Below are 24,837 nucleotides of genomic sequence, written 5' to 3'. Positions count from 1 at the left end.
AGGAACAGACATGACTGAACGTGTAAATGTAGGCGAAGCAATCGCAAGAGTTTTAGAAGCGCACCAAGTTGATAGTATTTATGGTGTTATTTCCATTCACAATTTACCTATTGCTGATGCAGTAGGACGCCGTGAAAAAATGCGCTTTGTCGCAGCCCGTGGTGAAGCGGGTGCGGTCACCATGGCAGATGCACACTCACGCTTTAAAGGCCTAGGTGTAGCGTTGACCAGTACCGGTGCTGGGGCTGGTAATGCAGTGGGTTCACTCATTGAAGCAATGAATGCGGGTAGTCCAGTATTGCATTTAACTGGTCAAGTTGAGCGTGAATATCTCGACCGTGATGCAAGTTTCATTCATGAAACTAAAGACCAACTTACGTTTTTACGTGCATCAAGCAAAGCGGCATTTCGCATTACCAGTCCAGACAATGCTGTTGGTGTGATTCGTGAAGCCATTCGTGTGGCAACGACTGTTCCAATGGGACCTGTCAGTGTTGAGTTACCAATTGATGTACAAGCAGCAGAAATTGATTTGCCACTTAATTTAGGCCCAGTGAAAGCACTTGAATTGCCACAGGCAGAACAAGCTGAAATTGATCTTCTTGTGAGTGAAATCAAAAAAGCAAAACGCCCGATTTTCTGGATTGGTGGTGGAACTTTAAATAGTGTTGCCGAAGTTAAAGCAATTGCAGATTTAGGTATTCCAGTTGTTTCATCTACACACGGCCGCGGTGTGTTAGCAGATGATCATCCACGTAGTTTAGGGGCATTCCATAACTCGGCAGGTGTTGAGCAACTATTAAAAGATGCTGACTTAATGGTTGTGGTGGGTTCCCGTTTACGTAGTAATGAAACTAAAACCTATTCGGTTGAGTTCCCTGAAAATATTATTCAGGTTGATGCTAACCCTGTGGCTCAGCAACGTAATTACAAAATCCGCAACTTCATTTGTGGTGATGCTAAAGATGTCTTAACACGTGTGTTAGAGCAGCTTCAAGGAACTTCAAAAGTTGATGCTGACTACGATGCTGCTGTAGTGGCTGCTAAACAGGCTGCAATTGATGCACTGCGCAAACAAATCGACCAATACGCTTTGATTTGTGATCACTTGCGTGCAGCTTTACCGCAAGATGGTATTTTTGTACGGGACATCACCATGTCGGGTAGTACATGGGGGAGCCGTTTATTCCCTGTACAAGCACCCAACCAAAATATCCATTCACTCGCGGGTGCAATTGGTTTAGGTCTTGCAACAGCAATCGGTGCTTCGGTTGCGAACCCTGACAAAAAAGTAATTGGTTTAGTCGGCGATGGCGGCTTAATGCTTGGTATTGGCGAGATTGCAACCATGGTGCAAGAAAACACCAACATGGTCCTCATGATTATGAATGATGGTGGTTATGGCGTAATGCGTGGCATTCAAAATAACTACTTTGGTGGTCGACAATATTTCAATGAATTACATACACCTGACTACAAACTTCTTGGCGAATCAATGGGTGTGAAGAGCTGGAAAGTGGGTAGTGCAGATGAGTTTAAAACGGTTATTCAAGAGGCTGTCGCTTTTGAAGGACCAACTGTGATTGAGCTCGATATGAACTCGATTGGGCCATTAAACTTTGCGGGTCCACCGCAAAAGAAACTGTATTAACCAGTTTGGATGGTTTAGTACATATGCGATGGGAGCTGCTAAGCCATCCTTTTTTTAGATAAATTTTTTTGTCTAAAAAATAATAAAAACGAAGTTTTACAGGTAAAACAAATAAAGTTCCAGCAGGACGCTGGAACTCAATCAAGGATGTAGAGATGAAAAAGACTTCATTGATCATGGCATTCATTGCGCAGCTTACGCTGGGGGTAAGCGTCAATGCTTTTGCAAAAGATTCATTGCTTGAATGGAAAAGTGATGATGGCACCGACTCATTAAAGTTAGGTGGGGTGGTTCGCTTAAATCAACGCTATGAAGATTGGGAAGGGCCAAACCGCGGTTTTGGTAAGCTCTATTTTGATATTTTCAGGGTAGATCTCAAAGGTAAGTTTGATGATGCATACCTCAACGCCAGCTATCTGTTTCAAGACCAACAGAAAACGTCCATTGAAAAAGCATATGTGGGTTATAACCTTGATGCTAATAACAGCATTGAAGCAGGACTGGTTTATAAACCATTTACGATTTATCCCTATCCGCAAAATGGCTGGACTTACCACATTCCATTCTTTCTAGGTTATGGCAACAATATTGCGCCAGGGATCAACTGGAATTATCACGATAAAGATTGGGATGTAAAACTCGGCTATTATCCGCAAATGCTAGAGACGAACTTGCGTTATTCCCCTGAAAGTGCAACTTATGATGACTTGGAAGAAAACGCATTTCCATCTCAAAAAGCTTATCAGAATGAAAAACGTCATCAGTTTAATACTCGCATTGTACGCAAGTTAGAGACCGATTTTGGTAAACAAGAGTTTGGTGTTTCGGGGGCAATTGCTCAGTTACATAATAAAATGACCGATAAAGACGGTAAATATTATGCAGTCGGTTTGCATACCGAAAATAATTACAAACGTTTTAACTTACAAAGTTCGGTTATTCACTATCAATACGATGCTAAAAATCCGGATGGTGTAAGTAATGATGTGACTTTAATGGGCAATAATGGCTTTACACCTGCTTATTTCATTGCTTCGGAAGGAACCATTGCCAGTTTAAACCTTGCCTATACATTGCCTGTCACCAATATGGGTAAACTAAAAGCCATTAAGTTTTATAATGACTATAGTTATCTCGATAAAAAACGTGATGATTGGTCTGATTCGCAAATGAACACTACAGGAATGATGTTTATTGCTTCACCATTTATGGTTTGGGCAGATTATACGTGGGGTAAAAACTCAAATATTATTGGTGGTTCGACCAACTCAACGGGTTATACCTCTGCAACTTCGCCAAATAGTGATAAATGGCTATATCGTTTAAACTTTAATATTGGGTTTACTTTCTAAACTGAACTGCATTAAAAAACCACGCAATTGGCGTGGTTTTTTATTTCACATATTGAGGCTTTTAATATCTGTTTTTTTCAAACTTATTCCAAAATACAAAAGCAATTACAAAGGCCAAAATGGTCAGCGCGAAAATATAATACATTGCACCAATGTCACTATATTGACTGAGCCAATGTACTAAAGGCAGCGTCATACCGCCCACAATCGCATAAGACAAATTATAAGAAAATGAAATGCCAGAGAAACGCACAGGCGCGGGGAACATTTTGACCATACTGCTCGACACCATGCCGACAGTACCTGAGCATAGGCCCAACAACATATATAAACCAAAAATGGTTGAATGTGCCACGTACCCCAAACTGTTATAAAAAACTGCTGCTGTGAGCGCCACGGCAAGCGCACCCACCATCATCACTTTGCCACAGCCAAAACGGTCAGCAAAATAGCCTGCCAAAATACAACCGACCATTTGCATAACAATCGCAGCACTTTGCATTTCAAAAGTTTGGGCGCGCTCAAAACCAAACGTACCAGTTAATAAGTTTGGCATGGCTAAAATTACCACCACCACACAGCCTGTTAAAAACCATGTGAATAACATACCAATCGCAACGGCTGTTTTATGTGTTTTTAATACTTGTTTTACAGGCATTTCTTTTGAAATTTCTTTACGTGCTTGCATGGCTTTAAACACAGGTGTTTCTTTTAAATAGGTCCGTAAATAAAGGGCAACTAAACCAAAAATACCACCTGCAATAAAAGGAATCCGCCATGCCCAGTCATGGATTTGCCCTTCACTAAAATTCAGTGAAATCCATAAAGACATGAGCGCACCTAGTAAAATTCCTAAAGACAGTCCGGCAGTTAATAAACCATTTGCCAGTCCAATTTTTCTTTCAGGCACGTGTTCAGACACAAAGGTCCACGCGGCTGGAATTTCACCCCCAATCGCAATACCTTGCACCACACGCATGAGCAATAAAAGTAGAGGGGCCAAATACCCAATATTTTCAAAGGTAGGCAAAATCCCGATAAACAGAGTAGGCAGTGCCATGAGTAAAATAGAAAGTGAAAATAGTTTTTTGCGCCCGACCAAGTCACCAAAATGGGCCATGACGACCCCACCTAAAGGCCTAAAAAAGTAACCAGCTGCAAAAATACCGTAAGTATTAAGCATGGCCCAAAATGGACTAAGCGTGCTGGGGAAAAAGAGGTCTGAAATGATTTTGGCGTAAAACACATAAATCACAAAATCGTAAAACTCTAAAGCTCCACCCAATGAAGAAAGGGCAAGGGTTCGTTTATCTTCTTTATTAAGATAGTTCGCATCCTGCAAAGTAAAGTCCTGATCCATTTTTTACTTAATTGTTGTAATTGAAGTTTGGATATTAATGGAAAAGTGAAGTAAAAGTAAATGGAGGAAATTTGTTCTATAGGACGATGTCGATTGGACTTACTCAGAACAAAAAGCTTTAAAACAAAAAACGCTTTAGATGAAACAAAAACAGATGTAGGAATGACTTTTCTTTTGAGTCTTTCGGCGACACAATAAAACTTGTCATAGCCAGTTTAATGAGAGATTCAAAGGATGAGTGTAGTTCTACCTGTCGCGAAGCGTGGCGAAGATATTTTAAAACTAATTGCGGCTCCCATTTCGGTAAATGAGTTAAACAGTAATTGGCTTTATCAGCTTGCTGACGCTATGCATGCAACAATGCTTGAGCGTAATGGAGTAGGAATTGCTGCACCGCAAGTTTATATCTCTAAACGCGTTATTATTGTGGCGTCTCGACCAAATCCACGCTATCCAGACGCACCTGAAATGGAAGCGGTGGTTATGGTGAATCCTGAAATTTTAGAGTTCTCAAACGAAGTGTGTCTAGGTGAAGAAGGCTGTTTAAGTGTGCCGGATGAGCGTGGACAAGTTGAACGTGCAGAAATGGTGAAGGTTAAATATTTAACACTACAGGGTGAAATGGTTGAGACAGTTTTCCATGGTTTTCCTGCTCGTATTGTTCAACATGAAGTCGATCATTTAAATGGGATCTTGTTTGTAGAAAGAATAATCTAATCTTCTGTTTAAAGTTTTGAAAAACCTATAATGAGCTTGAAATAAATAAGACAACGGAATTAAAATACTTATATCGTGATTTTTAACTCATTACAAAAGATATAATTTTAATATTATCAGCAGGTTGTGCTGAAATTTTGCGCGATGTTGTAAATCTCCTCATTTAAGGTTACTGACCATGAAAACCCCTCTCCCAGAATATTTGGCAAATGTTATTGAAGCCTGTGACATCGATAACAGCGGTCATCTCGCCGATTATATTCCTGAGTTGGCAAATGCAAACCCAGATCGATTAGCTTTAGCAATGTCTACGGTAGATGGTGAAATTTATTCGGTTGGCGATGATGATGTTGAATTCACTATACAATCGATTTCTAAACCATTCGTATATGCTTATGTTTTACAACAGCTGGGTATTGATGCAGTACTTGCGAAAGTAGGAGTGGAGCCTTCAGGGGAAGCATTCAATGAAATTTCATTGGGTAAAGATGGCCGTCCAAAAAACCCGATGATCAACTCTGGCGCAATTACGACACATTCCTTAATTCAGGTCAAACATGGTTTACATAGCGCAGAAATTCTACGCCGCTTTATGAGCGAGCTTGCAGGTCGCGAATTAAGTTTTGATGAGTCTGTCTATGATTCGGAAGTCAAAACTGCTTACCGTAATCTTTCGATCGGTTATATGTTACGAACTGTGGGAATTTTAGAAACCGATCCAGTTGATATTGTGAATGGGTACATTCGCCAATGTGCGATTTTGGTGACGGTTAAAGATCTGGTACGTATGGGCAGTGTACTTGCCAATGGTGGGGTTGACCCTAAAACTGGAAAACGCCTCTTGAACCGATCGGTGGTTAGACAAGTGCTTAGTGTCATGATGAGCTGTGGTATGTACGATGCAGCGGGTGACTGGCTTTCAACTGTCGGTATTCCTGCTAAAAGTGGTGTAGCAGGCGGTATCTTGGGTGTGTTGCCGGGTCAGGTCAGTATTGCTGCTTTTTCGCCTCGACTAGATGAGCATGGTCACAGTGTTCGAGGTATCGATATTTTAGAACGGTTATCTCGTGATATGGGGCTACACCTCATGGAAGGTACACCTTCTGCACAGACTATTGTCCAAAGCCATTATCGTACAGGCAAGGATGCATCGTTAAGTGTGTATGTGCTTCGCGGTGTATTGAAATTTACCGAAGCCGAAATGTTATTGCGTATTTTGCAAGATGAGACGACTGACCAAAGCACAATCGTCATTGATTTAACCCAAATTTCACTTATTCATGATGTGGGTAAACGCATGTTCTTAGAAGGTGTAGATCGTCTGATTGATGATGGCCATACCCTTGTTTTGGTTGACCCTGAACAACGTTTAGATCATGCGAGAACCGCCAAAGATCGTGAACTTCATGTCTATCATGATTTCGATGATTTATTGGAAAAGCATGAGATCCGCTCTAAAAAAAAGACTTATAGCGACATCGCGGCACTTCTAAACTGATGAGGTGTTTTCCCTAGATGTCGCTTAAACATTGCACTGAACGCGCTGGGGTTTGTATACCCCAGTGACTCTGAAATTTGAGCAATAGATTCGCCATTCGCGATTTTACTCAAGGCAAGTGCAATATGCATTTGCTGTACCCATGCCCGATAAGATAGCCCCGTTTCTTTTTGGAACATACGCATTAAAGTTCTAGAGCTCGCGCCAATATCATCAGCCCAATTTGTTAAATCTTTTGAATGGTCAGGCGTATGTAATAACTCTTGGCAAATTTTTAATAATCGTTTGTCTTTCGGCCACGGTATCTGGATAGTCAACAAATTGGCCCGATGAATTTCTTCAAAAATCAAAATTTGTAAAGAACGTGAAAGCTCTTGGGAAGTCGCAGTATTTGGAGCGTCTTCTCGTTCAATTTCATTTAAACGAATCAAAAGTTCATGCAACAGATTACTGACTCGAATAATAAAACAATGTTGTCCCATTCGAGCGGCTGCATTTGCTTCAACCAATGCCGTATTTAACTTAACGTGACTTAGTGAAATCACACTGTGCTCTACATGTGCTGGAATCCATAAGGCACACATGGGTGGAACAATCCACACATGATTGGGTGTAAAAACCTGAATATTTCCTGTAGAGGCATATAAAAACTGTGCACGTGTATGCGTGTGGGTAGGGGTGATTTCTCGGTAAGAATGTTCAGAAGAGAGTCCAATCACAAGTTCAGACAAATCAGACTGAATAAGAGAATCGGACATAAATTATCCTGAAAATTGTCACTTATGCGATGATTATTGGAAGATAACTTTATAAGCGACAATTTACAATAAGCATCTCATTTAAAAATATTGGAGTTTTTCAGGTATGACGTCTTCAATACAATTGAAAGATGGTATTGCCAATACCGTTGCAAATGATCAGCCTCAGGGAATGATTATTAAAATTGTAGGCGCCGTGGCGGTCGCACATTTACTGAACGATTTAATTCAGGCAGTGCTACCGGCCATCTATCCAATGCTAAAAGCAAACTTTTCGCTGAGTTTTGCGGAGGTTGGCCTGATTTCGTTTGTATATCAAATTACAGGTTCACTGCTTCAGCCTTGGATTGGACTTTATACCGATAAACATCCAAAACCGTATCTTCTCCCACTCGGGATGATGGTTACATTTTGCGGCATTATTTTGTTGGCATTTTCACCAAGTTTTGCTGTGTTGTTATGTGCATCTGCGCTAATTGGGGTAGGCTCTGCAACTTTTCATCCAGAAGCTTCGCGGGTGGCACGAATGGCATCGGGCGGGCGCTTCGGTACAGCTCAGTCAACTTTCCAAGTGGGCGGGAACACTGGTACTGCCATTGGCCCGTTATTAGCAGCGTTATTGATTGTACCGTTTGGGCAGCATGCAGTTGCGGGCTTAGTGATATTTGCACTTTTAGCGATTTGGGTTCTATTTGGGGTAAGCCGTTGGACGGTGAATCATGCTAAAAATCAGGTAGCTGCACGTGCAACTCAAGCACATACTAAATTGCATGGTCGTAAGCTGATTATTGCTTTGAGCACAATTAGTGTGTTGATGTTTGCTAAATTTACCTACATTGCCAGCATTAGTAACTACTTTACTTTTTACTTAATTCACAAGTTCCATATCAGTATTCAAACAGCTCAGTTGCATTTGTTTGCCTTCTTGGCAGCCGTTGCCTTAGGCACATTTGCAGGTGGTCCAATTGGTGACAAGATCGGCCGTAAAGCTGTGATCTGGGTTTCATTTGTTGGTATGGCGCCGTTTGCATTAATGATGCCGTATGCAAATTTATTTTGGACAACAGTTTTCTCAATTATTGCAGGTTTGGTGTTGTCATCAGCTTTTGCAGCAATGGTGGTTTATGCACAAGAAGCTGTTCCGGGCCGTGTAGGCATGATTGCAGGTTTAATGTTTGGTCTCATGTTTGGGGTAAGTGGTATTGCCGCAGCGGGGCTAGGGCATTTAGCGGATATTAACGGCATTGAATGGGTATTTGGTTTATGTTCATTGTTGCCATTACTTGGTTTTGCAACAGCACTTTTACCAAACACAAAAATTAAATAAATGAAAAGACTCTCAGTCATATTCAACTGAGAGTCTTTTTTAAATAACGTTAGTTCTAATTAAAAAACTATTTTTGAATACCAAATTTAAATACGGTGACACTGTTATAAGTTTGATTTGGGTTTAAACGTGTAGACGGGAAAGATGGTTGATTCGGGCTGTCTGGAAAATGTTGTGTTTCTAGTGCTAGTGCGTCTGCTTGTCGGTAGAGTACGCCATTTGCGCCAACAATATTTCCTAGCAAATGATTCGCCGTATACATTTGGACGCTTGGTTCAGTGGTTAAAACCTGCATGGTTCGTTTAGATTTTGGGTCAACCACACTAGCTGCAAGATTTAATTTCCCTTGAGACTTTTGATTAATTACCCAAGTTTGGTCATAGCCATATCCATACGCCAATTGCTGATTATTCGCTCGAATATCTTTCACAATAGCTTTAGGCGTCCGAAAATCAAAAGGTGTACCTGCAACTGAAGCAATTTCACCTGTTGGTAAAGAGTTTTGATCGGTTACCAATATACGGTCTGCATTGAGTTGTACCACATGATCTAGTACACCATAAGGGTTATTGCCAGCGCCTGATAAATTGAAATAACTGTGGTTGGTGAGATTAACGACTGTAGGATGATCAGTTTTGGCCTTATATTCAATCTTGAATTCATTTCGATCTGAAAGACTATAGATCACTTCTACATCTAATTTTCCGGGAAAACCTTGATCTCCATTTGGACTGGTTAACTTAAGAGATGCCTTAACGGTTTCACCTTTGGAAACGAGGGGCTTAACTTGCCACACACGTTTATCAAAACCAGGATTCCCGCTATGTAATGAATTCGGTCCATTATTTTTTTCAAGGTTATACGTTTTTCCATCTAAGCTAAATTTAGCATTACCAATACGGTTCGCATAACGGCCAATCAATCCACCAAAATGAATACCTGCCTTGGTGTCAGTAACTTCATAACCTTTTAGATCATCAAAGCCCAAAACAATATTGTTTTTTTTACCTTGAGCATCAGGAGTCAAAATCTGTGTAATTACACCACCGAAACTGATAAATGATACGGAGACACCATTGTTATTACTCATAGTGTATAGATCAACTTTTTGACCGTCTTGAGTTGTGCCATATGGCTTTACATTTAATGTTGCTGCATTTGCAAGTTGTGCAAAGCTATAAATCGTAACACCTAAAATTGCCAATTTTTTCATGCTTATACTCTATTTTGTAATAGTTGGACTGGATGAATATAAGATTGATTTTTCATCTTTTTAAAGAGGTTTTTATTATAGATAGTGTTAATAATAATGGAGCTGTTAATGTTAAATATTGAAAAAACTAGTTCAGTTTACGCTTATAAAGAAATTAATCTTATGAGCAAAATTCGACAGTAAGCTATTTTTAGGAATCATTCCGACTCAGTTTTAAAGTTTTCATTTGATTTCAATGCACTTGACACAGCCGAAGAGCTTGAAAAATAGGGTATTGAGGTTGCTGTACTACATGTGCCAACCATTAAGCCTCGAGATGAGCAAACCATTTGGGAAGAAATCACAAAAGGTGCTAAGCCTTTTTAATTGCCAAAAAACACTCAATGATTGATTTGCTAGATGTGTTATAAAATGACTAAAAATTATAAATAGGATTTGAAAAATGAAAAAAATACAGTTTAGTCTGTTAAGTTTTTTAATATTGACTGGATGTGGTGAGAATAATCAAAGCATAGTATCAAATAAAGACAATACATTGCTCATACAAGGCATTAGTGTTAATGAAAAGGTAGAGCTGAACCCAGCCATAACTAACTATGATCTAATTGCTTATGGTAATGATCCTACTGAGGCTGTCTTAATTAATTTAATAGGACAGGGAGGAGGGCAAAAGCTCTTGGGTTCTATTTCATTAAAACCTTTTTCAAATATAGCGAGTTTAGATTATTTGACATGGAAGGATACTTTAAATAAGGCACTAATATGTTTGCCGATCTTGTCTTGTCCAGAAGGTACTACATATAAGATAGAAAATTTGGGGGATAAATTTAAATTGAGTTTTGACTTGAATCAGTCTAAAAGTGAGTTCTTATTAAGTTCTATAAACGGAGAGGAGATAGGAAATAGAGTTCCCGTAGTTGTGTCTGGAAATATAAATTTTACCGCTCCTTCTAATTGGCCATTGTTTCAAAAAGATAGGTTTTCAGCTAACAAAGTTAATGATATTGTTATAGAGGGAAGTATTTTTAAAATTATAGATTTTGAAGAGACTAAGAAATATTATAATGATGAATTAATATATATTGCAAAGGAGTTTACTTTAAAGAATAATGAGGATATTTCATATTTAAGTATAATTTTTTATGAAAATAAGCCAAAAAGTAGTGCTGTAATTAGTTTGGTGTATAAAGGTGGGAGTTTTATAAATATAGAGAAATTGGATGATGGTTTTTGGAAGGAAGATCAAAAAAATATAGATTTCTATCTAGAAAATATAGAATTGATTGATCATGATAATAATAAGAAAATAAATATTAGTGTAAATATGAATATGCCTAAAAATTATAGTGACTTACAATTGGGAAATCAAAAAATTGTGATGTTGCCTATTCATAATCGTTATATAGCTACAGTTAAAAATGATCAAAAAATTTATAATCTAGGTTTTAAAAATAGTAATGAATTTATAAATATATCCATTATTCAAGAGCTTGCAGGGCATTTAAGCGTTAAAACAATAATTGGTGAAAAAGAGTTCATGTGTGGAAATCGAGAAATCCCTTGTTCTGGCATAACTTCAGATAGTGATAGACAAACCTTTTATTTTAATAATGTAAAATTAGGAGCGAATACACTTAATGGCATGACTCATATTGCAGGCGTCTTTGAAAAATAATAAAAAATCCCCTCACTCGAGGGGACTTTTTTCTCACTTAATATTAAGCAATTGAATCATCTAAATTCGGCGCTAACCAACGTTTCGCTTTATCAAGTGTCCAACCTTTACGTTTCGCATAATCTTCAAGTTGGTCTTGAGAGATTTTACCCACATTAAAGTATTCACTTTGAGGGTGCGAATAGTAGAAACCACTTACCGAAGATGGCGGCATCATTGCAAAGTGTTCAGTCAGTTTGGTACCGATTTTGTCGGTAGAACCTAACCAATCAAACAACACTGCTTTTTCAGAGTGCTCTGGGCAAGCAGGGTAACCCGGTGCAGGGCGAATACCGACATATTTCTCTTTAATCAGTTCTTCATTGCTAAGCTGTTCATCAACTTTATAGCCCCAGAACTCTTTACGAATGCGTTCATGCAAGTGTTCTGCAAAGGCTTCAGCAAAACGGTCAGCCAATGACTGAACTAAAATTGCAGAGTAGTCATCACCTTTGGCTTTGTATTCATTTGCCAGTTCTTCTGCACCAAAAATCGATACAGTGAATCCGCCCAAGTAGTCTTGCTGCTCGCGATCAGCTCGAATGTAATCTGCCAAGGATAAATTTGGTTTACCTGTTACTTTGTCAGATTGTTGACGTAAATGCTCAAAAGTATGGGTAACAGTTTGACCAGCTTCATCAAATACGCTCACTGTGTCGGCGTCAGTGCGCTGAGCAGGGAACATACCAAATACAGCACGAGCATCAAAACGATTATTGTCGATAATATCTTTCAACATCGCTTGAGCTTGGTTGTACAAGTCAGTTGCCGCTTCACCAACCACTTCATCTTCTAAAATTTTCGGAAACTTACCCGCCAAGCTCCAAGAAATAAAGAATGGTGTCCAGTCAAAATACTCGACGAGTGTAGCAAGTGGGTAGTTCGTTAAAACTTGTGTTCCCAAAAGATTTGGTTTTGGTGGTACATAGCTTTCGTCAATTTTAAAACCGTTTTCAACTGATTCGCTATAAGTCAATTTGGCAGCTTTTGGCTGTTTGTTGGCTAAGCGTTCACGGATCTTGGCATATTCAGCACGGTGCTCTGCAATAAAGTTTCCACGCATTTCTTTCGAAAGGAGGGTCGTTGCAACACCTACCGCACGCGAAGCATCAGCCACATAAATCACTGCATCGTTTTGATACTGAGGATCAATTTTTACTGCTGTGTGTGCTTTTGATGTAGTCGCGCCACCAATTAATAAAGGAATGTTAAACCCTTTACGTTGCATTTCTTTCGCAACGAATACCATCTCATCTAAAGACGGTGTGATCAGACCTGACAAACCGATGATGTCACATTTTTCATCAATTGCAGTTTGCAAGATTTTCTCGCAAGGTACCATCACGCCAAGGTCAACAATGTCATAACCATTACAACCCAGTACTACGCCTACAATATTTTTACCAATATCATGTACGTCGCCTTTAACAGTTGCCATTAAGACTTTACCTTTAGATTGGCTACCTGTCTTTTCAGCTTCAATGTAGGGGTTAAGCCAAGCCACGGCTTGCTTCATAACACGTGCAGATTTCACCACCTGTGGCAAGAACATTTTACCTGAACCGAACAAGTCACCGACCACGTTCATACCATCCATCAAAGCGCCTTCAATTACATCTAAAGGACGTTTAGCTTTGAGGCGCGCTTCTTCGGTATCTTCATCAATGTAAGTGGTAATACCTTTAACTAAGGCATATTCAAGACGTTTTTCTACAGACTCATTACGCCATTCAAGGTTTTCAGCTTCTTTTGTAGCGCCGCCTTGTCCGCGGTATTTTTCAGCCACTTCAAGCAATTTTTCAGTCGCAGCCTGTCCAGATTCACCTTGGTTTTGGTTTAAGATGACATCTTCAACCGCTTCTTTTAGCTCGCTTGGAATATCATCATAAATTGCCATTTGGCCGGCATTTACAATACCCATGGTCATGCCTTGTTTAATGGCATGGTACAAGAACACAGAGTGAATCGCTTCACGAACAGGTTCATTACCGCGGAATGAGAACGAAACGTTCGATACACCACCAGAAATCATGGCATGTGGTAAGTTCTGTTTAATCCAACCTGTGGCTTCAATAAAATCGACACCATAGTTATTGTGTTCTTCAATACCTGTTGCTACTGCGAACACGTTCGGGTCAAAAATAATATCTTCAGCAGGGAAGCCGACATCGTTAACCAATACGTCATAAGAACGTTTACAGATTTCACGTTTGCGCTCAGCAGTGTCGGCCTGACCTGTTTCGTCAAAAGCCATAACAATAATCGCAGCACCATATTGACGGCACAGGCGAGCTTTTTCGACAAACTCGTCATAACCTTCTTTTAATGAAATCGAGTTAACAACGGGTTTACCTTGTACGCATTTTAAGCCAGCTTCAATGATTTCCCATTTTGATGAGTCAATCATAATTGGCACACGTGAAATATCTGGCTCAGAAGCCACAAGGTTTAAGAAATGCACCATCGCATTTTGCGAATCGAGCATCCCTTCATCCATATTAATGTCGATAATCTGTGCGCCAGCTTCAACTTGCTGCTGTGCCACTTCTAAAGCTTCGGCAAAGTTTTCTTCACGAATTAAGCGTAAGAATTTTTTTGAACCTGTAACGTTGGTACGTTCACCTACGTTCACGAAAAGTGAGTCATCATAAATATTAAATGGTTCTAAACCACTTAAACGACAAGCCGGTACAGTTTCAGGAACTTGACGAGGTGCAATATCTTTTACCGCATTGGCAATTGCACGGATGTGGTCAGGCGTTGTACCACAGCAACCACCAGTAATATTAATGAGGCCACTTTCTGCAAATTCTTTTAAGAATGCTGCAGTTTGCTCTGGTGTTTCATCATATTCACCAAATGCGTTTGGTAAGCCTGCATTTGGATGTGCTGAAACAAACGTATCTGCTACATCAGAAATGGTTTTTACGTGAGGGCGCATTGCATCTGCACCAAGCGCACAGTTAAAACCAATCGATAGCAAGTCACCATGACGTACAGAGTTCCAGAATGCTTCGGCAGTTTGACCTGTTAAGGTACGGCCTGATGCATCGGTAATAGTCCCTGAAATCATGATTGGCAATTCGCGACCAATTTTTTTAAAGACTTCTTTGACCGCAAAAATTGCTGCTTTACAGTTTAATGTATCAAATACGGTTTCAATCAAAATGATATCTGCGCCGCCTTCAATGAGCGCATGAGTCGCTTCAATATAGTTTTCTTTTAGCTCATCAAAGGTAATGTTACGAAAGGCAGGGTCATTTACATTCGGTGAAATTGAACAAGTACGTGATGTTGGCCCAAGCACACCTGCGACAAAACGCGGTTTATCTGGCGTCGAATACTTTTCACAAGCTGCTTTAGCTAAACGTGCTGCTTCACGGTTAATCTCTGGAACAAGATCTTCCATATGATAATCAGACATTGAAACACGCGTGCCGTTAAAGCTATTGGTTTCAATAATGTCTGCGCCTGCATCAAGATAAGCTTCATGAATACTTTGAATAATTTGGGGTTGTGTCAGCACTAAAAGATCATTATTACCTTTTAAGTCATGTGCCCAATCGGCAAAACGCTCACCACGGTAGTCGGCTTCTTCCAATTTATGGCGCTGAATCATGGTGCCCATTGCACCATCAATTATCAAAATACGTTTGGCAAGAAGCGCTTTTAGGGTGGCAAGCGTGGACATATAAAACCCCGATATTGTACAAATTTAAAAATGCGGCGCTATTGTAACAGAATAGTTGCGCAATAGATGACCTATAACGACCCATCATTCACTGTAACTTATTCAGCAAACAAGCGCTTTATGACAAAGTAGAGTCTGATTTTTCATCAAATATTCATAAAATGATCATGATATTGAAATATTTCATCTCCAATATTCGGTTTTATGACAATTGTGTTGTTTAAAAAGTGGCCGTTTAGGTAATTTTTTAGATATTTTTGCTTTAAAAATAGTCATAAATTCGATAGATATGGAGTTGTGTAAATTATTGTATTTTAATAAAAAAATAAAATAAGTAGGGGAAAGGTGCATCAAATGAGGTCAAAATATGAAAAATTGACTTCATCAGGCGCTGCTTTGTCATATAATTGTCATAATTTAATTTAAGAATACAGAGGATTTTCTTATCCTCTTACCGTCTGCATGAATTCTAATCTACCCCCTGTTTCGGATTCAAAACTTGCGGCAAACCTGCAAGTCAAATCGACGAATGTACATGTCCCGACACCTAAGTTTTTTATGCCGGTGTTTCTGACGATTATTGTTGCAACACTTATTTATATCGGATTTCAGGTGAGTGCTGATTTAGCACATGTACCACCTTTGAGCCTTTATTCAGTTATTCTTTTATCTACTGCACTCTTGATTGCTTTAGGCTTTGAATTTGTAAATGGCTTTCACGATACTGCAAATGCAGTGGCAACAGTAATTTACACCAATGCTTTACCGGCACCGGTTGCAGTCATGTGGGCTGGTTTTTGTAATTTTCTTGGGGTAATGGTTGCAAGCGGCGCAGTCGCTTACGGCATTATTGCATTGTTGCCTGTTGAACTGATTATGAATATGGGCAGTGGTGCGGGTTTCGCAATGGTTTTTGCGCTTCTTATTGCTGCGATTCTCTGGAACTTAGGTACATGGTTCTTAGGTATTCCTGCATCTAGTTCTCATACCTTGATTGGTTCAATCTTGGGTGTGGGCATTATGAACCATCTATTGAGTGCATCTACTGGCGTAACGACCAGTGGTGTTGATATGGATCAGGTGATTAAAGTTGGTAAGGCATTATTATTTTCACCTTTAATTGGTTTCGCTTTTGCAGCGATTGTATTCTTGTTGGTTAAAACTATTTTTAAACGCCAATTAGAATTATTCCAACCACCTGAAGGTAATAAACCACCACCAGCAATCATTCGTGCAATCTTGATCTTTACCTGTACAGGTGTAAGTTTCGCACATGGTTCTAATGACGGTCAAAAGGGTATGGGTCTCATCATGCTGATTTTGGTTGGTCTGGTGCCATTGGCTTATTCATTAAATAAAAACCTCGATACACAACAAGTTCAATCATTCCATCAGCTTTCTTCTCAAACTGCCGTATTTTTGAATCAAAATCAGCCTGAATTAACCGATGAAAAAGCACGTGTTATTCTGACTAAATATATTCAAACTAAACAGCAAACTCCTGAAGTCGTGCCTGCATTAGCAAGTATGACTGATCACTTGGGTGAGCGAGTTTCTAGCTATAACAACTTAAAAGATATTCCTGAAGCTGCTATTAGCGAAATTCGTAATGACATGTATTTGAGTACAACGACGTTTAAGCGTTTGGATAAAGCAGATGCTTTACCAAAAATGGATCAATCACAGCAAAAACTCGTGAAAGAATACCGTAGTAGCTTAGATTCATTCTTACAATACATCCCGACTTGGGTCAAAGTGGCGGTAGCTTTAGCACTTGGCCTCGGTACAATGGTGGGTTGGAAACGTATTGTTGTGACTGTGGGTGAACGTATTGGTAAGCATCACATGACTTATGGTCAAGGGATGTCTGCTGAGCTTGTCGCGATGAGTACAATTGCAGCTGCCGATGGTTTAGGTATGCCAGTTTCAACAACACACGTTTTAAACAGTGCTGTTGCCGGTACGATGGTCGCGAATAAATCAGGCTTAAACTTTAATACCGTGAAGACAATTCTCTCTGCATGGGTATTTACTCTTCCAGCAACAATCTGCTTATCAGGCGGTTTGTACTGGTTATTCTTACAGTTTGTATAAAAGCATTTAAAAAATTAAAGCCACTGTTCACAGTGGCTTTTTTATTTGTCTAGTTTTTAAAGTTGAGACTGTTTTTAATGTACATTCAGCTATAAATTAATATTTGTTGTAGGCCAAACAGCTTCATAGGCTGGGCTTAAAATTTTATATCAGGATAGATTATGGATGCGGTTCAAATAGATCAGCTAAAACAACAATTCCCACTTATTAAAACGTTGCAAGCTTATCAAGAGGCATTTTGGTTTACACCTCATCGCTATCCTTTAAAAGAAGCTTTAGCAAAAGTTGGACTAACTGCTGAGGACGTAAGGGAAGCAGAAGCAAGGCTGGCGCGTTTCGCACCTTATTTAGCACAGGTATTTCCTGAAACTCAAACACAACAGGGAAAAATTGAATCAGATATCGTCGAAATTGCTCATATGCAACAAGCACTTTCTTCAACAGAACAAGTACAACTGACTGGAAAATTCTGGCTGAAAAAAGATAGCCATCTACCTATTTCAGGTTCTATTAAAGCACGTGGTGGTATTTATGAAGTCTTAACTCACGCCGAAAAATTAGCAATTGAGGCGGGCTTACTCAAACCAGAAGATGATTATCGTAAATTAGATCAAGATTCATTTCGGGCTTTCTTTTCTAAGTACCAAATTGCAGTGGGTTCTACAGGTAACCTTGGGCTTTCTATTGGGATTATGAGCGCCAAACTCGGCTTTAGAGTCACTGTTCACATGTCGGCTGATGCTAGAGCTTGGAAAAAAGACAAATTGCGTTCACTGGGTGTTAATGTTGTGGAATATGCCAGTGATTATGGCGTAGCGGTTGAAGAGGGAAGAAAAGCCGCAGAGCAAGATCCCCATTGTTTTTTCATTGATGATGAAAACTCAACAACATTATTTTTAGGTTATGCCGTTGCAGGAATACGCTTAAAACAGCAATTTGAGCAAAAACAAATTAAAGTCGATGCTGAACACCCATTATTTGTTTATTTGCCGTGTGGCGTCGGTGGTGGCCCAGGTGGGGTAAGTTTTGGACTAAAACTGGCTTTTGGTGAGCATGTACATTGTATCTTTGCGGAACCAACCCATTCACCGTGTATGTTACTTGGTGTTCACACAGGCTTGCATGATCAGATTTCAGTAAATGACATCGGTATTGATAACGTTACGGCGGCAGACGGGCTTGCGGTAGGGCGTGCTTCAGGTTTTGTCGGACGTGCGATGCAACAGTTAATCGATGGTTACTATACCATTCATGATGAACGTTTATATGAGCTCATTGCGCTTTTAAATCGAACCGAGAATATTCAACTTGAGCCTTCTGCCGCAGCAGGCATGATGGGACCATATTATGTTCAGACGAGTCCTGATTACTTAGCTTTGCATCAGTTAACAGCTGAGCAGTTGCAGCAGGCGAATCATGTGATATGGGCGACTGGAGGCGGTATGGTACCATCTGATGAAATGCAAAAATATCTATCACAATTTCAAGCTAAATAAAGACACACTAGAAAAAAGCCCAATTCTAAGATTGGGCTTTAATAAATTTATTTTTTAGATGATTTTCTAAAAGGTAGCTTTTCGGTAGCAAAGCCATAAATTGCAGCGAAAGGCAGGGCAGTTCTTGCTAAATAAGCCACACGCCATAATCCACCATGGTTGGCACCTTCCATCATAAGTTCAAGCGGGTGGTCCAATACAGTTTCAGGATTTGCTACAGAAGACTCATTTCTTAAGTCATGAATCCAGAGTGCCGCCATAATAGCGTTAGTGGTTTCAGGGCTAAATGCTTCTACATCAAAAAGCTCTGCGCCATTAAAAGCAGCTTTCAGTAATGGATTTTTAGTCACTGAATGAGTGGTTGTTGATGGAGCAATATTAATACTGACACGTTGACCTTGATGACGAGCCAAAATCGCACGCCATTGTTGAATACGTTTCGCCAAAGCATAGTTTGGACCTTGTTCAACCACTAAACAGTCAGCAATACCATAAGTTTTTCCATTTTCACATGTAACCAAGTCTTGATATGGCGCTTGAAAAAAACGATTGAGAGAAAGTGTGGAAACACCTTTTACTGCTAATTTTTGTATTTTTTTGCGTGATTTAAATTTCTCTTGAGCAGCCTCTGCAACTTCCTTTGGTACCGCATAAACATCGGTTGGAGTACACATAAACATAAGGCTTGTATCAGATTTATGCTCGCTCACATATTGCATAATACTGTCCATTGCCATGGAAACACGTACATGCTTTTCACCATCTAAATAGGCGATTGCTGCCAAATCTAACTTTTGCGGAAACTGCACCAACCATTGTGCAATTTCTGGTAATTGAGTCAGTAAATTTGCACCTAACTTATCTTTTAGCTCGGAAGCTTTTGCTGAAGAATCAATTTGTTCAGCACTTGGTGCAATGAGGGTGGCATTGCCTTTTTGAATCGTATTTAAGATTTTTCCCCAGACTCGTGAGTTGGGTAAATCTACCGCAACAATATTCGCTTTCCATTTAGCTAACCAAGGTAGAGGACCTGCTTCTGAGGCAGCTCCAAATAACACCATGGTACGGTCAGATAAATCGAACCATTCTGGATGTGCAATAGCTTCACGCAATGCCGTGGCATGGCTTGGTTCAATAATACCTGCCTTTTCCCAGCGTTGAATTTGGTCTAGTAAGCTTTGTCCACTGAGCTTTTGTCCTTTATAAGGAACATACCATTCTGGTGCAGCGTCACTTTCACCTTTAAGTTTTACTGTATAAAGTGGTTTAGATGAAGCAATATGAACGGCATCTTTTAAAAAGTAATGCTTATTATCACGATAATAATCAAAAATATGATGAGCTTTATGCAAACCTTGCTTTGCAATGGTAATTGGGTTGTTGATATTAGAAATTCCTTGTTTAACAAGGGCTTTAAAATATATAGGATAATTTTTGCGCCAGTTTTTTTCATTCAGCACTTGTTGTGCAGTTTTATTATCTACAATAGATAAAGCCTCGGATAAAATCTCTTGGCCTGTACGAGACGTACTTTGTTTTTTTGTTGAGGCGTGTACCGGAAATTGTAGACCTTCGACTTGACTTGTGCTGGACATAAAATATCTCGTTAATACGACTGGGTTAATATACAGATGTATACATTATCTATGCCAATGAAAGGAAACGAGTGGCAATAACTGACAAAATAATATTGATTATTTGTGTGATGAAACTGGAAAGAGAGGATTATTATGATAAATTCATCTCATTTTAGTCTTAATTTTTTTCACATTTTTAAAACATTTTTATAGACTTACGTTACATAAATGATTATTTTGTATTAAGCAAATACATCAGTTTTAACCTGAAGGTAAAATGTTCAAAATGTATCAATAATAGAGATACAGTAATGATTAAAAATTAGACTTTTTTCTTAAGTAGTAAGAAAAGTCAAATGGAATAAGAAAGAATTGGGGTGAAACTAGATAGAAGACAACGTAAGATTGTCTTTTAAAAATCTTGGGGATATGGTGATTTTTTTACACCATAATTTTCTAGTTTCATCCCATCTAATTTGGGCGTGGAACCCTCCATTGAGTATTCAATTACTTGATTGAACTCTATTTCTTTAGAGTAACTTAAAAATTACTCTAAAAGAGGGAGTTTCTAACAACGTCCTTTTTTAGCTTGTCCTGGTGGGCAAAAGCCTCCTGGATGTCCGTAATATGGTGAATCTGGGTCAATCACAATACTACCTTCGGGAGTATGGACTGCACAGGCTGATAGTGAAATCGTGAAAATTGCTGCGGCGCAAAGAAGTAAAGTTTTCATCTTGTTCTCGCTTTTTTATCATTCTCATTTGTACTATAAAAATATTTTGATTATTTTTCGATCTAATTTTGGTTAAAAAATATCTTTAATAAGCTTAATTAAGAAGAAATTAAGGAGACCGTAAAATTGTTCGAAACCCTACATGTGTTGCAGCTAAATCGAAATCTTGTGGGTAGCGACTACTACTACGATAACGTGAACAATAATTTTGTGCACAAAGGAAAGATCCACCTTTAATTACATATTGTGTGCTCGCGATTTGTTGTTGTCGTAAATTAGAATAATTTCCCATATGTTGGTCATGAGCACCTTGATACGGTGATGATGTCCATTCCCATACATTTCCAATCATATCAAATAGTTTGAAATTGTTTGATGCAAAACATCCAACGGGTGCAACACTTTTAAAGTGATCTTGATTTAGATTTTGAAAAGGGAATTCACCTTGCCAGTAATTTGCTTGGGGATGCTGATGTTCATCAGTAGGAGCTTGATGTAAAGGTGTATCAGTTTTTGAATTAGCTTTAGCTGTATATTCCCATTCTAGTTCTGTTGGTAAATCATGTCCTAGCCACACTGCATAATGTTCCGCATCATTTTTACTCACATATCGTACAGGCTCATTAGGATTTGCTATAGCACCAGTACTGCCGTTTGGAGTTTTCCATGTATATCCCGATTTTAGTTGCCACCATTGTTGTGGATGATGAGGGTCTGGTGAAAAAACTGCGGCCTGCTTTTGTTTTTCGGCATCAGTGATATAGCCTGTTGCTTTTACGAAGCTTGCAAATTGAGCCACGGTGACTTCGGTCTGATCAATCCAAAATCCTTTGACTTCTCGTTGTTTTTTTCCAAAATTCAGTTCATCTGGATAGGCTTTTTCAGAACCAAAATTAAAATGCCCATCGGCAATTAAAACCATCCCAGCTGTTGGCTGTTTAAGCCAACCTTGAGGTAGTCCAGTATACTTTTTACACTTTTCAATAGAGCCCAAGTCGGCTAAGGAATTTTGCTTTTGAGTCGAAGAGGAAGATTCAGAAATTTTTAAAGATTGGCTACAGCCCGTCATAAAAGACAGGCTGATTGTGATCACTAAAAATGGTTTTAATTTCATTTGGCGTTATATTCCTGCACACCATTCTTTTCAGTATATTTTTCATAGACCGATAAGAGTTCTTGAACTTTTGCTGGGTAAAGCTGCGCAACGTTGTGGTTTTCTCCACGGTCAGTGGCAATGTTATACAGCTCCCAAGTTCCTGTACCTAACTCAGGGCGTCCTTGAAGGGCAATTTTCCATTCGCCTTGTTTTGCATATTTACTGCCATGTAATTCATCAGCAAAACTAAAATTAGCAGGGCGAATGGTAGTGGTTTTATTTTCAAGTAAAGGCTTCCATGAAACCCCTGATGGCGTATTAATGGTACGACCATTGTATTGGCCTTGAGGTACTGGAATATGGGCATATTCTAGTAAGGTAGGGAAAACATCGAGCACAGATGCAAAACTATGATTGGTTGCTTCTGCTTTTTTCTGATTCGGTAATTTCACAATGGCAGGAGCAGTCGTTGCGCCTTCGCCCGCTGTGTCTTTCCATAAGTGGAAAGGTGCCGCGCTGACCTCGGCCCAACGTGGCCCGATATAGTGGTACGAAGTAGGTGTACCTACGTTTGCTACAGAGTTATCAAAACCGGATTCACTACCATATCCTCCACGTACAAAACCTTCTGCGCCATTGTCAGAAACAAAGAAAATTAAAGTGTTGTCATAAAGATTATTTTGTTTGAGGTATTGAATAATGCGGCCGACGTTAGCATCAAGGTTTTCGACCATGCCTGCATAGATTTCCATTTTACGGGCTTCGAGTGCCTTTTGCTCGGCTGTTAACTCATCCCATTTTCCATATTTTTGTGGGGCATTTTGTGTTGCAACGGGTTCTGCTGCTTCAAAGTTTGCAGGGATAATTCCAAGCTGTTTTTGCTTAGCAATACGTGCGTTACGAATAGCATCGTAACCGACATCATAAACTCCGCGATATTTTTCGCGGTATTCAGCAGGTGCCTGAATTGGCCAGTGAGGTGCTGTGTAAGCAGCATAAGCAAAGAATGGTTTGCCACTATTTTTGCCTGAATCTAAGTAGCTGAGTAATTTATCGGTAAAATAATTTGTCGAGAAAAAGTCATCAGGCAAAGCTGAAACAGGAATAACTTGCCCATCTTCTGTATAAGTTGAATTTCGTTTAAACGCACTTGGAGCTTGTTTTAAGTGGTGATCTAGACCTTGTAATAGGGTAAATGAATGATCAAAACCTTTAGCATGTGCATTGGTTTCAGGCGTTAATCCTAAATGCCATTTACCGCTAATGTACGTGCGGTAACCATTATCTTTAAGCACTTGAGCAATCGATAGCGAGCGTTCGTTTAAATATCCCTCGTAGCCTGGTTGTCCCTTCAAACGCTCAGGTGTGAGTTCGGCCATTGCCCCAATACCGGCTAAATGGTGATCAGTACCGGAAATGAGTTGAGAGCGTGTCGGAGAACAGGTTGGAGCAGTATGATAATCTGTTAAAAGGCGGCCTTCTTGAGCCAAACTATCAATATTAGGCGTGTGAATTTCACCGCCAAAAGCCCCTAAATCTGAATAGCCTAAGTCATCCGCCATAATAAATAAAATATTCGGTTGCTTAGGTGTGCTTACAACATTTTCTTGATTATCGTTGTCATTACATCCAGCCAAAGATAAGCTAAATAAAGCAATGGAAAGGCTAGATAAAATTGCTTTGTACTTCATTGTATCATCTGAATTATTAAAAGAACTGGCATGAGTTTAATCAGATGGTTTTTGCAAACAAAACAACGAATTGATCAAAGAAAATCAGAAAAAAGACTGAGAATTTATAGTGATAAATTAATGAGAAAAAAAGAAAAGCCCACTAAGGACTTTCCTTTGATTTATCTCCCTTAGAAAGGAAGGCGTGTAAGTTGATCTAAGAAATGTGGAATAACTTTTGGCTCAAGTAAAATGGTGACGATGATCCCGTAAGCTGCACCCCACAAATGAGCACTATGGTTAATATGGCTATTGCCACGTTTACCTGCCCAAATGCTATAGGCCACATATAAAATAGCGAAAATAATAGCAGGGACAGGAATGAAAAATACAAAAATCAGCTTCCATGGTTGAAACAGAATATAAGCAAATAAAACTGCTGAAACCGCCCCTGAGGCGCCTAGACTGGCCCAATTTGCATCATTTTTATGTTGTAAATAGCTTGGCAAAATCGCGAAGATTAAGCCCCCTAAGTAAAACAACACAAAACCCATGTCGTAAAAATATTGGCGATAAAAACTTTCAATAATACTGCCAAAGAAAAATAGGGTAATCATGTTGAAGAGTAGATGTGTTCCATCGGCATGGATAAAGCCATGAGTAATGAATCGATCAATTTGTCCACGTTGCATTGCAGGCGGCCAAAAAATCAATCGGTTCATTACGTTTTGATTGCTAAAAGCAAGTAAAGAGATAATGACCGTAATAATAATAAGAGTAACTGTATGGTTAAACGGCAAATGCAACATAAGAAATATTTAAAAAATGATCAATACTGAGGTCAATAATGCCATTAAAAACTTAACTTGAAACCCTGTTGTGTATAAATC

General features: G+C 39.3%; 17 protein-coding genes and 1 pseudogene. 9 read left to right on the top strand and 9 right to left on the bottom strand.

Features of this window, described 5'->3' with window-relative positions:
* Nucleotides 1-10: 10 nt before the first annotated feature.
* A complete protein-coding gene (locus KTI78_RS03275) occupies nucleotides 11-1,651 on the top strand; it encodes a thiamine pyrophosphate-binding protein (RefSeq protein ID WP_016141928.1) in 1,641 nt (546 codons plus the stop codon).
* Nucleotides 1,652-1,806: 155 nt separating this feature from the next.
* Nucleotides 1,807-3,003 carry a hypothetical protein gene (locus KTI78_RS03270; RefSeq protein WP_016141927.1) on the top strand — a complete coding sequence of 399 codons (1,197 nt, stop codon included), beginning with the start codon at nucleotides 1,807-1,809 and terminating at the stop codon, nucleotides 3,001-3,003.
* A 61-nt stretch (nucleotides 3,004-3,064) separates the two neighbouring features.
* On the opposite strand, the gene KTI78_RS03265 is transcribed toward KTI78_RS03270, so the two are convergent.
* Nucleotides 3,065-4,363 carry an MFS transporter gene (locus tag KTI78_RS03265; RefSeq protein WP_262445183.1) on the bottom strand — a complete coding sequence of 433 codons (1,299 nt, stop codon included), beginning with the start codon at nucleotides 4,361-4,363 and terminating at the stop codon, nucleotides 3,065-3,067.
* Nucleotides 4,364-4,597: 234 nt separating this feature from the next.
* Here KTI78_RS03265 and def point away from each other — a divergent pair, with 234 nt between their 5' ends.
* Together def and KTI78_RS03255 are read left to right on the top strand one after the other, a co-directional pair.
* Nucleotides 4,598-5,080: a peptide deformylase gene (gene def / locus KTI78_RS03260; protein WP_262445182.1), complete on the top strand. Its 483-nt coding sequence runs from the start codon at nucleotides 4,598-4,600 to the stop codon at nucleotides 5,078-5,080.
* A gap of 178 nt (nucleotides 5,081-5,258) precedes the next feature.
* Nucleotides 5,259-6,578: a glutaminase gene (locus KTI78_RS03255; protein WP_262445181.1), complete on the top strand. Its 1,320-nt coding sequence runs from the start codon at nucleotides 5,259-5,261 to the stop codon at nucleotides 6,576-6,578.
* On the opposite strand, the gene KTI78_RS03250 is transcribed toward KTI78_RS03255, so the two are convergent.
* Nucleotides 6,548-7,336, bottom strand: coding sequence for an AraC family transcriptional regulator (locus KTI78_RS03250; RefSeq protein WP_262445180.1), 789 nt, complete (start codon nucleotides 7,334-7,336; stop codon nucleotides 6,548-6,550). The two genes, KTI78_RS03255 and KTI78_RS03250, sit on opposite strands and share 31 nt — an antisense overlap.
* Before the next feature lie 106 nt (nucleotides 7,337-7,442).
* Here KTI78_RS03250 and KTI78_RS03245 point away from each other — a divergent pair, with 106 nt between their 5' ends.
* Nucleotides 7,443-8,663: an MFS transporter gene (locus KTI78_RS03245; protein ID WP_224993110.1), complete on the top strand. Its 1,221-nt coding sequence runs from the start codon at nucleotides 7,443-7,445 to the stop codon at nucleotides 8,661-8,663.
* A 67-nt stretch (nucleotides 8,664-8,730) separates the two neighbouring features.
* Here KTI78_RS03245 and KTI78_RS03240 read toward each other — a convergent pair whose 3' ends face one another.
* Nucleotides 8,731-9,876, bottom strand: a complete 1,146-nt coding sequence (locus KTI78_RS03240) for an aldose epimerase family protein (RefSeq protein WP_262445179.1) — start codon at nucleotides 9,874-9,876, stop codon at nucleotides 8,731-8,733.
* A 237-nt stretch (nucleotides 9,877-10,113) separates the two neighbouring features.
* Between KTI78_RS03240 and KTI78_RS03235 the strand changes: the two are divergent.
* A pseudogene (locus KTI78_RS03235) lies at nucleotides 10,114-10,265 on the top strand (transketolase C-terminal domain-containing protein); the annotation flags it as partial.
* Between the two features lie 53 nt (nucleotides 10,266-10,318).
* Entirely contained in the window at nucleotides 10,319-11,551 is a 1,233-nt protein-coding gene (locus KTI78_RS03230) for a hypothetical protein (protein WP_224993113.1), read from the top strand.
* 43 nt (nucleotides 11,552-11,594) lie between these two features.
* On the opposite strand, the gene metH is transcribed toward KTI78_RS03230, so the two are convergent.
* Complete coding sequence (gene metH, locus KTI78_RS03225; protein ID WP_262445178.1) at nucleotides 11,595-15,281, bottom strand: methionine synthase; 3,687 nt, start codon at nucleotides 15,279-15,281, stop codon at nucleotides 11,595-11,597.
* A 462-nt stretch (nucleotides 15,282-15,743) separates the two neighbouring features.
* On the opposite strand from metH, the gene KTI78_RS03220 reads away from it, so the two are divergent.
* On the top strand, nucleotides 15,744-17,375 hold the full coding sequence (locus KTI78_RS03220; protein ID WP_016141919.1) for an inorganic phosphate transporter: 1,632 nt from the start codon (nucleotides 15,744-15,746) through the stop codon (nucleotides 17,373-17,375).
* Nucleotides 17,376-17,536: 161 nt separating this feature from the next.
* Nucleotides 17,537-18,871, top strand: coding sequence for a D-serine ammonia-lyase (locus tag KTI78_RS03215; protein WP_262445177.1), 1,335 nt, complete (start codon nucleotides 17,537-17,539; stop codon nucleotides 18,869-18,871).
* A gap of 47 nt (nucleotides 18,872-18,918) precedes the next feature.
* Here the strand turns inward: KTI78_RS03215 and KTI78_RS03210 are convergent, their stop codons facing one another.
* The 5 genes from KTI78_RS03210 to KTI78_RS03190 form a co-directional block, all read right to left on the bottom strand.
* Nucleotides 18,919-20,466, bottom strand: coding sequence for a hypothetical protein (locus tag KTI78_RS03210; RefSeq protein WP_262445176.1), 1,548 nt, complete (start codon nucleotides 20,464-20,466; stop codon nucleotides 18,919-18,921).
* A 550-nt stretch (nucleotides 20,467-21,016) separates the two neighbouring features.
* Nucleotides 21,017-21,181, bottom strand: coding sequence for a hypothetical protein (locus tag KTI78_RS03205; protein ID WP_002156409.1), 165 nt, complete (start codon nucleotides 21,179-21,181; stop codon nucleotides 21,017-21,019).
* A gap of 109 nt (nucleotides 21,182-21,290) precedes the next feature.
* Nucleotides 21,291-22,295, bottom strand: coding sequence for a formylglycine-generating enzyme family protein (locus tag KTI78_RS03200; RefSeq protein ID WP_262445175.1), 1,005 nt, complete (start codon nucleotides 22,293-22,295; stop codon nucleotides 21,291-21,293).
* A complete protein-coding gene (locus KTI78_RS03195; RefSeq protein ID WP_262445174.1) occupies nucleotides 22,292-23,968 on the bottom strand; it encodes an arylsulfatase in 1,677 nt (558 codons plus the stop codon). Before KTI78_RS03195 ends, KTI78_RS03200 begins: the two co-directional genes overlap by 4 nt.
* A gap of 170 nt (nucleotides 23,969-24,138) precedes the next feature.
* A complete protein-coding gene (locus KTI78_RS03190) occupies nucleotides 24,139-24,756 on the bottom strand; it encodes a rhomboid family intramembrane serine protease (RefSeq protein WP_002117778.1) in 618 nt (205 codons plus the stop codon).
* Nucleotides 24,757-24,837: the final 81 nt, after the last annotated feature.

The sequence above is a fragment of the Acinetobacter sp. WU_MDCI_Abxe161 genome, assembly GCF_025514355.1.
In the GTDB taxonomy this organism is placed as follows: domain Bacteria; phylum Pseudomonadota; class Gammaproteobacteria; order Pseudomonadales; family Moraxellaceae; genus Acinetobacter; species Acinetobacter pittii_E.
Note: the sequence above shows the minus strand (reverse complement) of the source record. Positions and strands in the feature narration are given on the sequence as shown.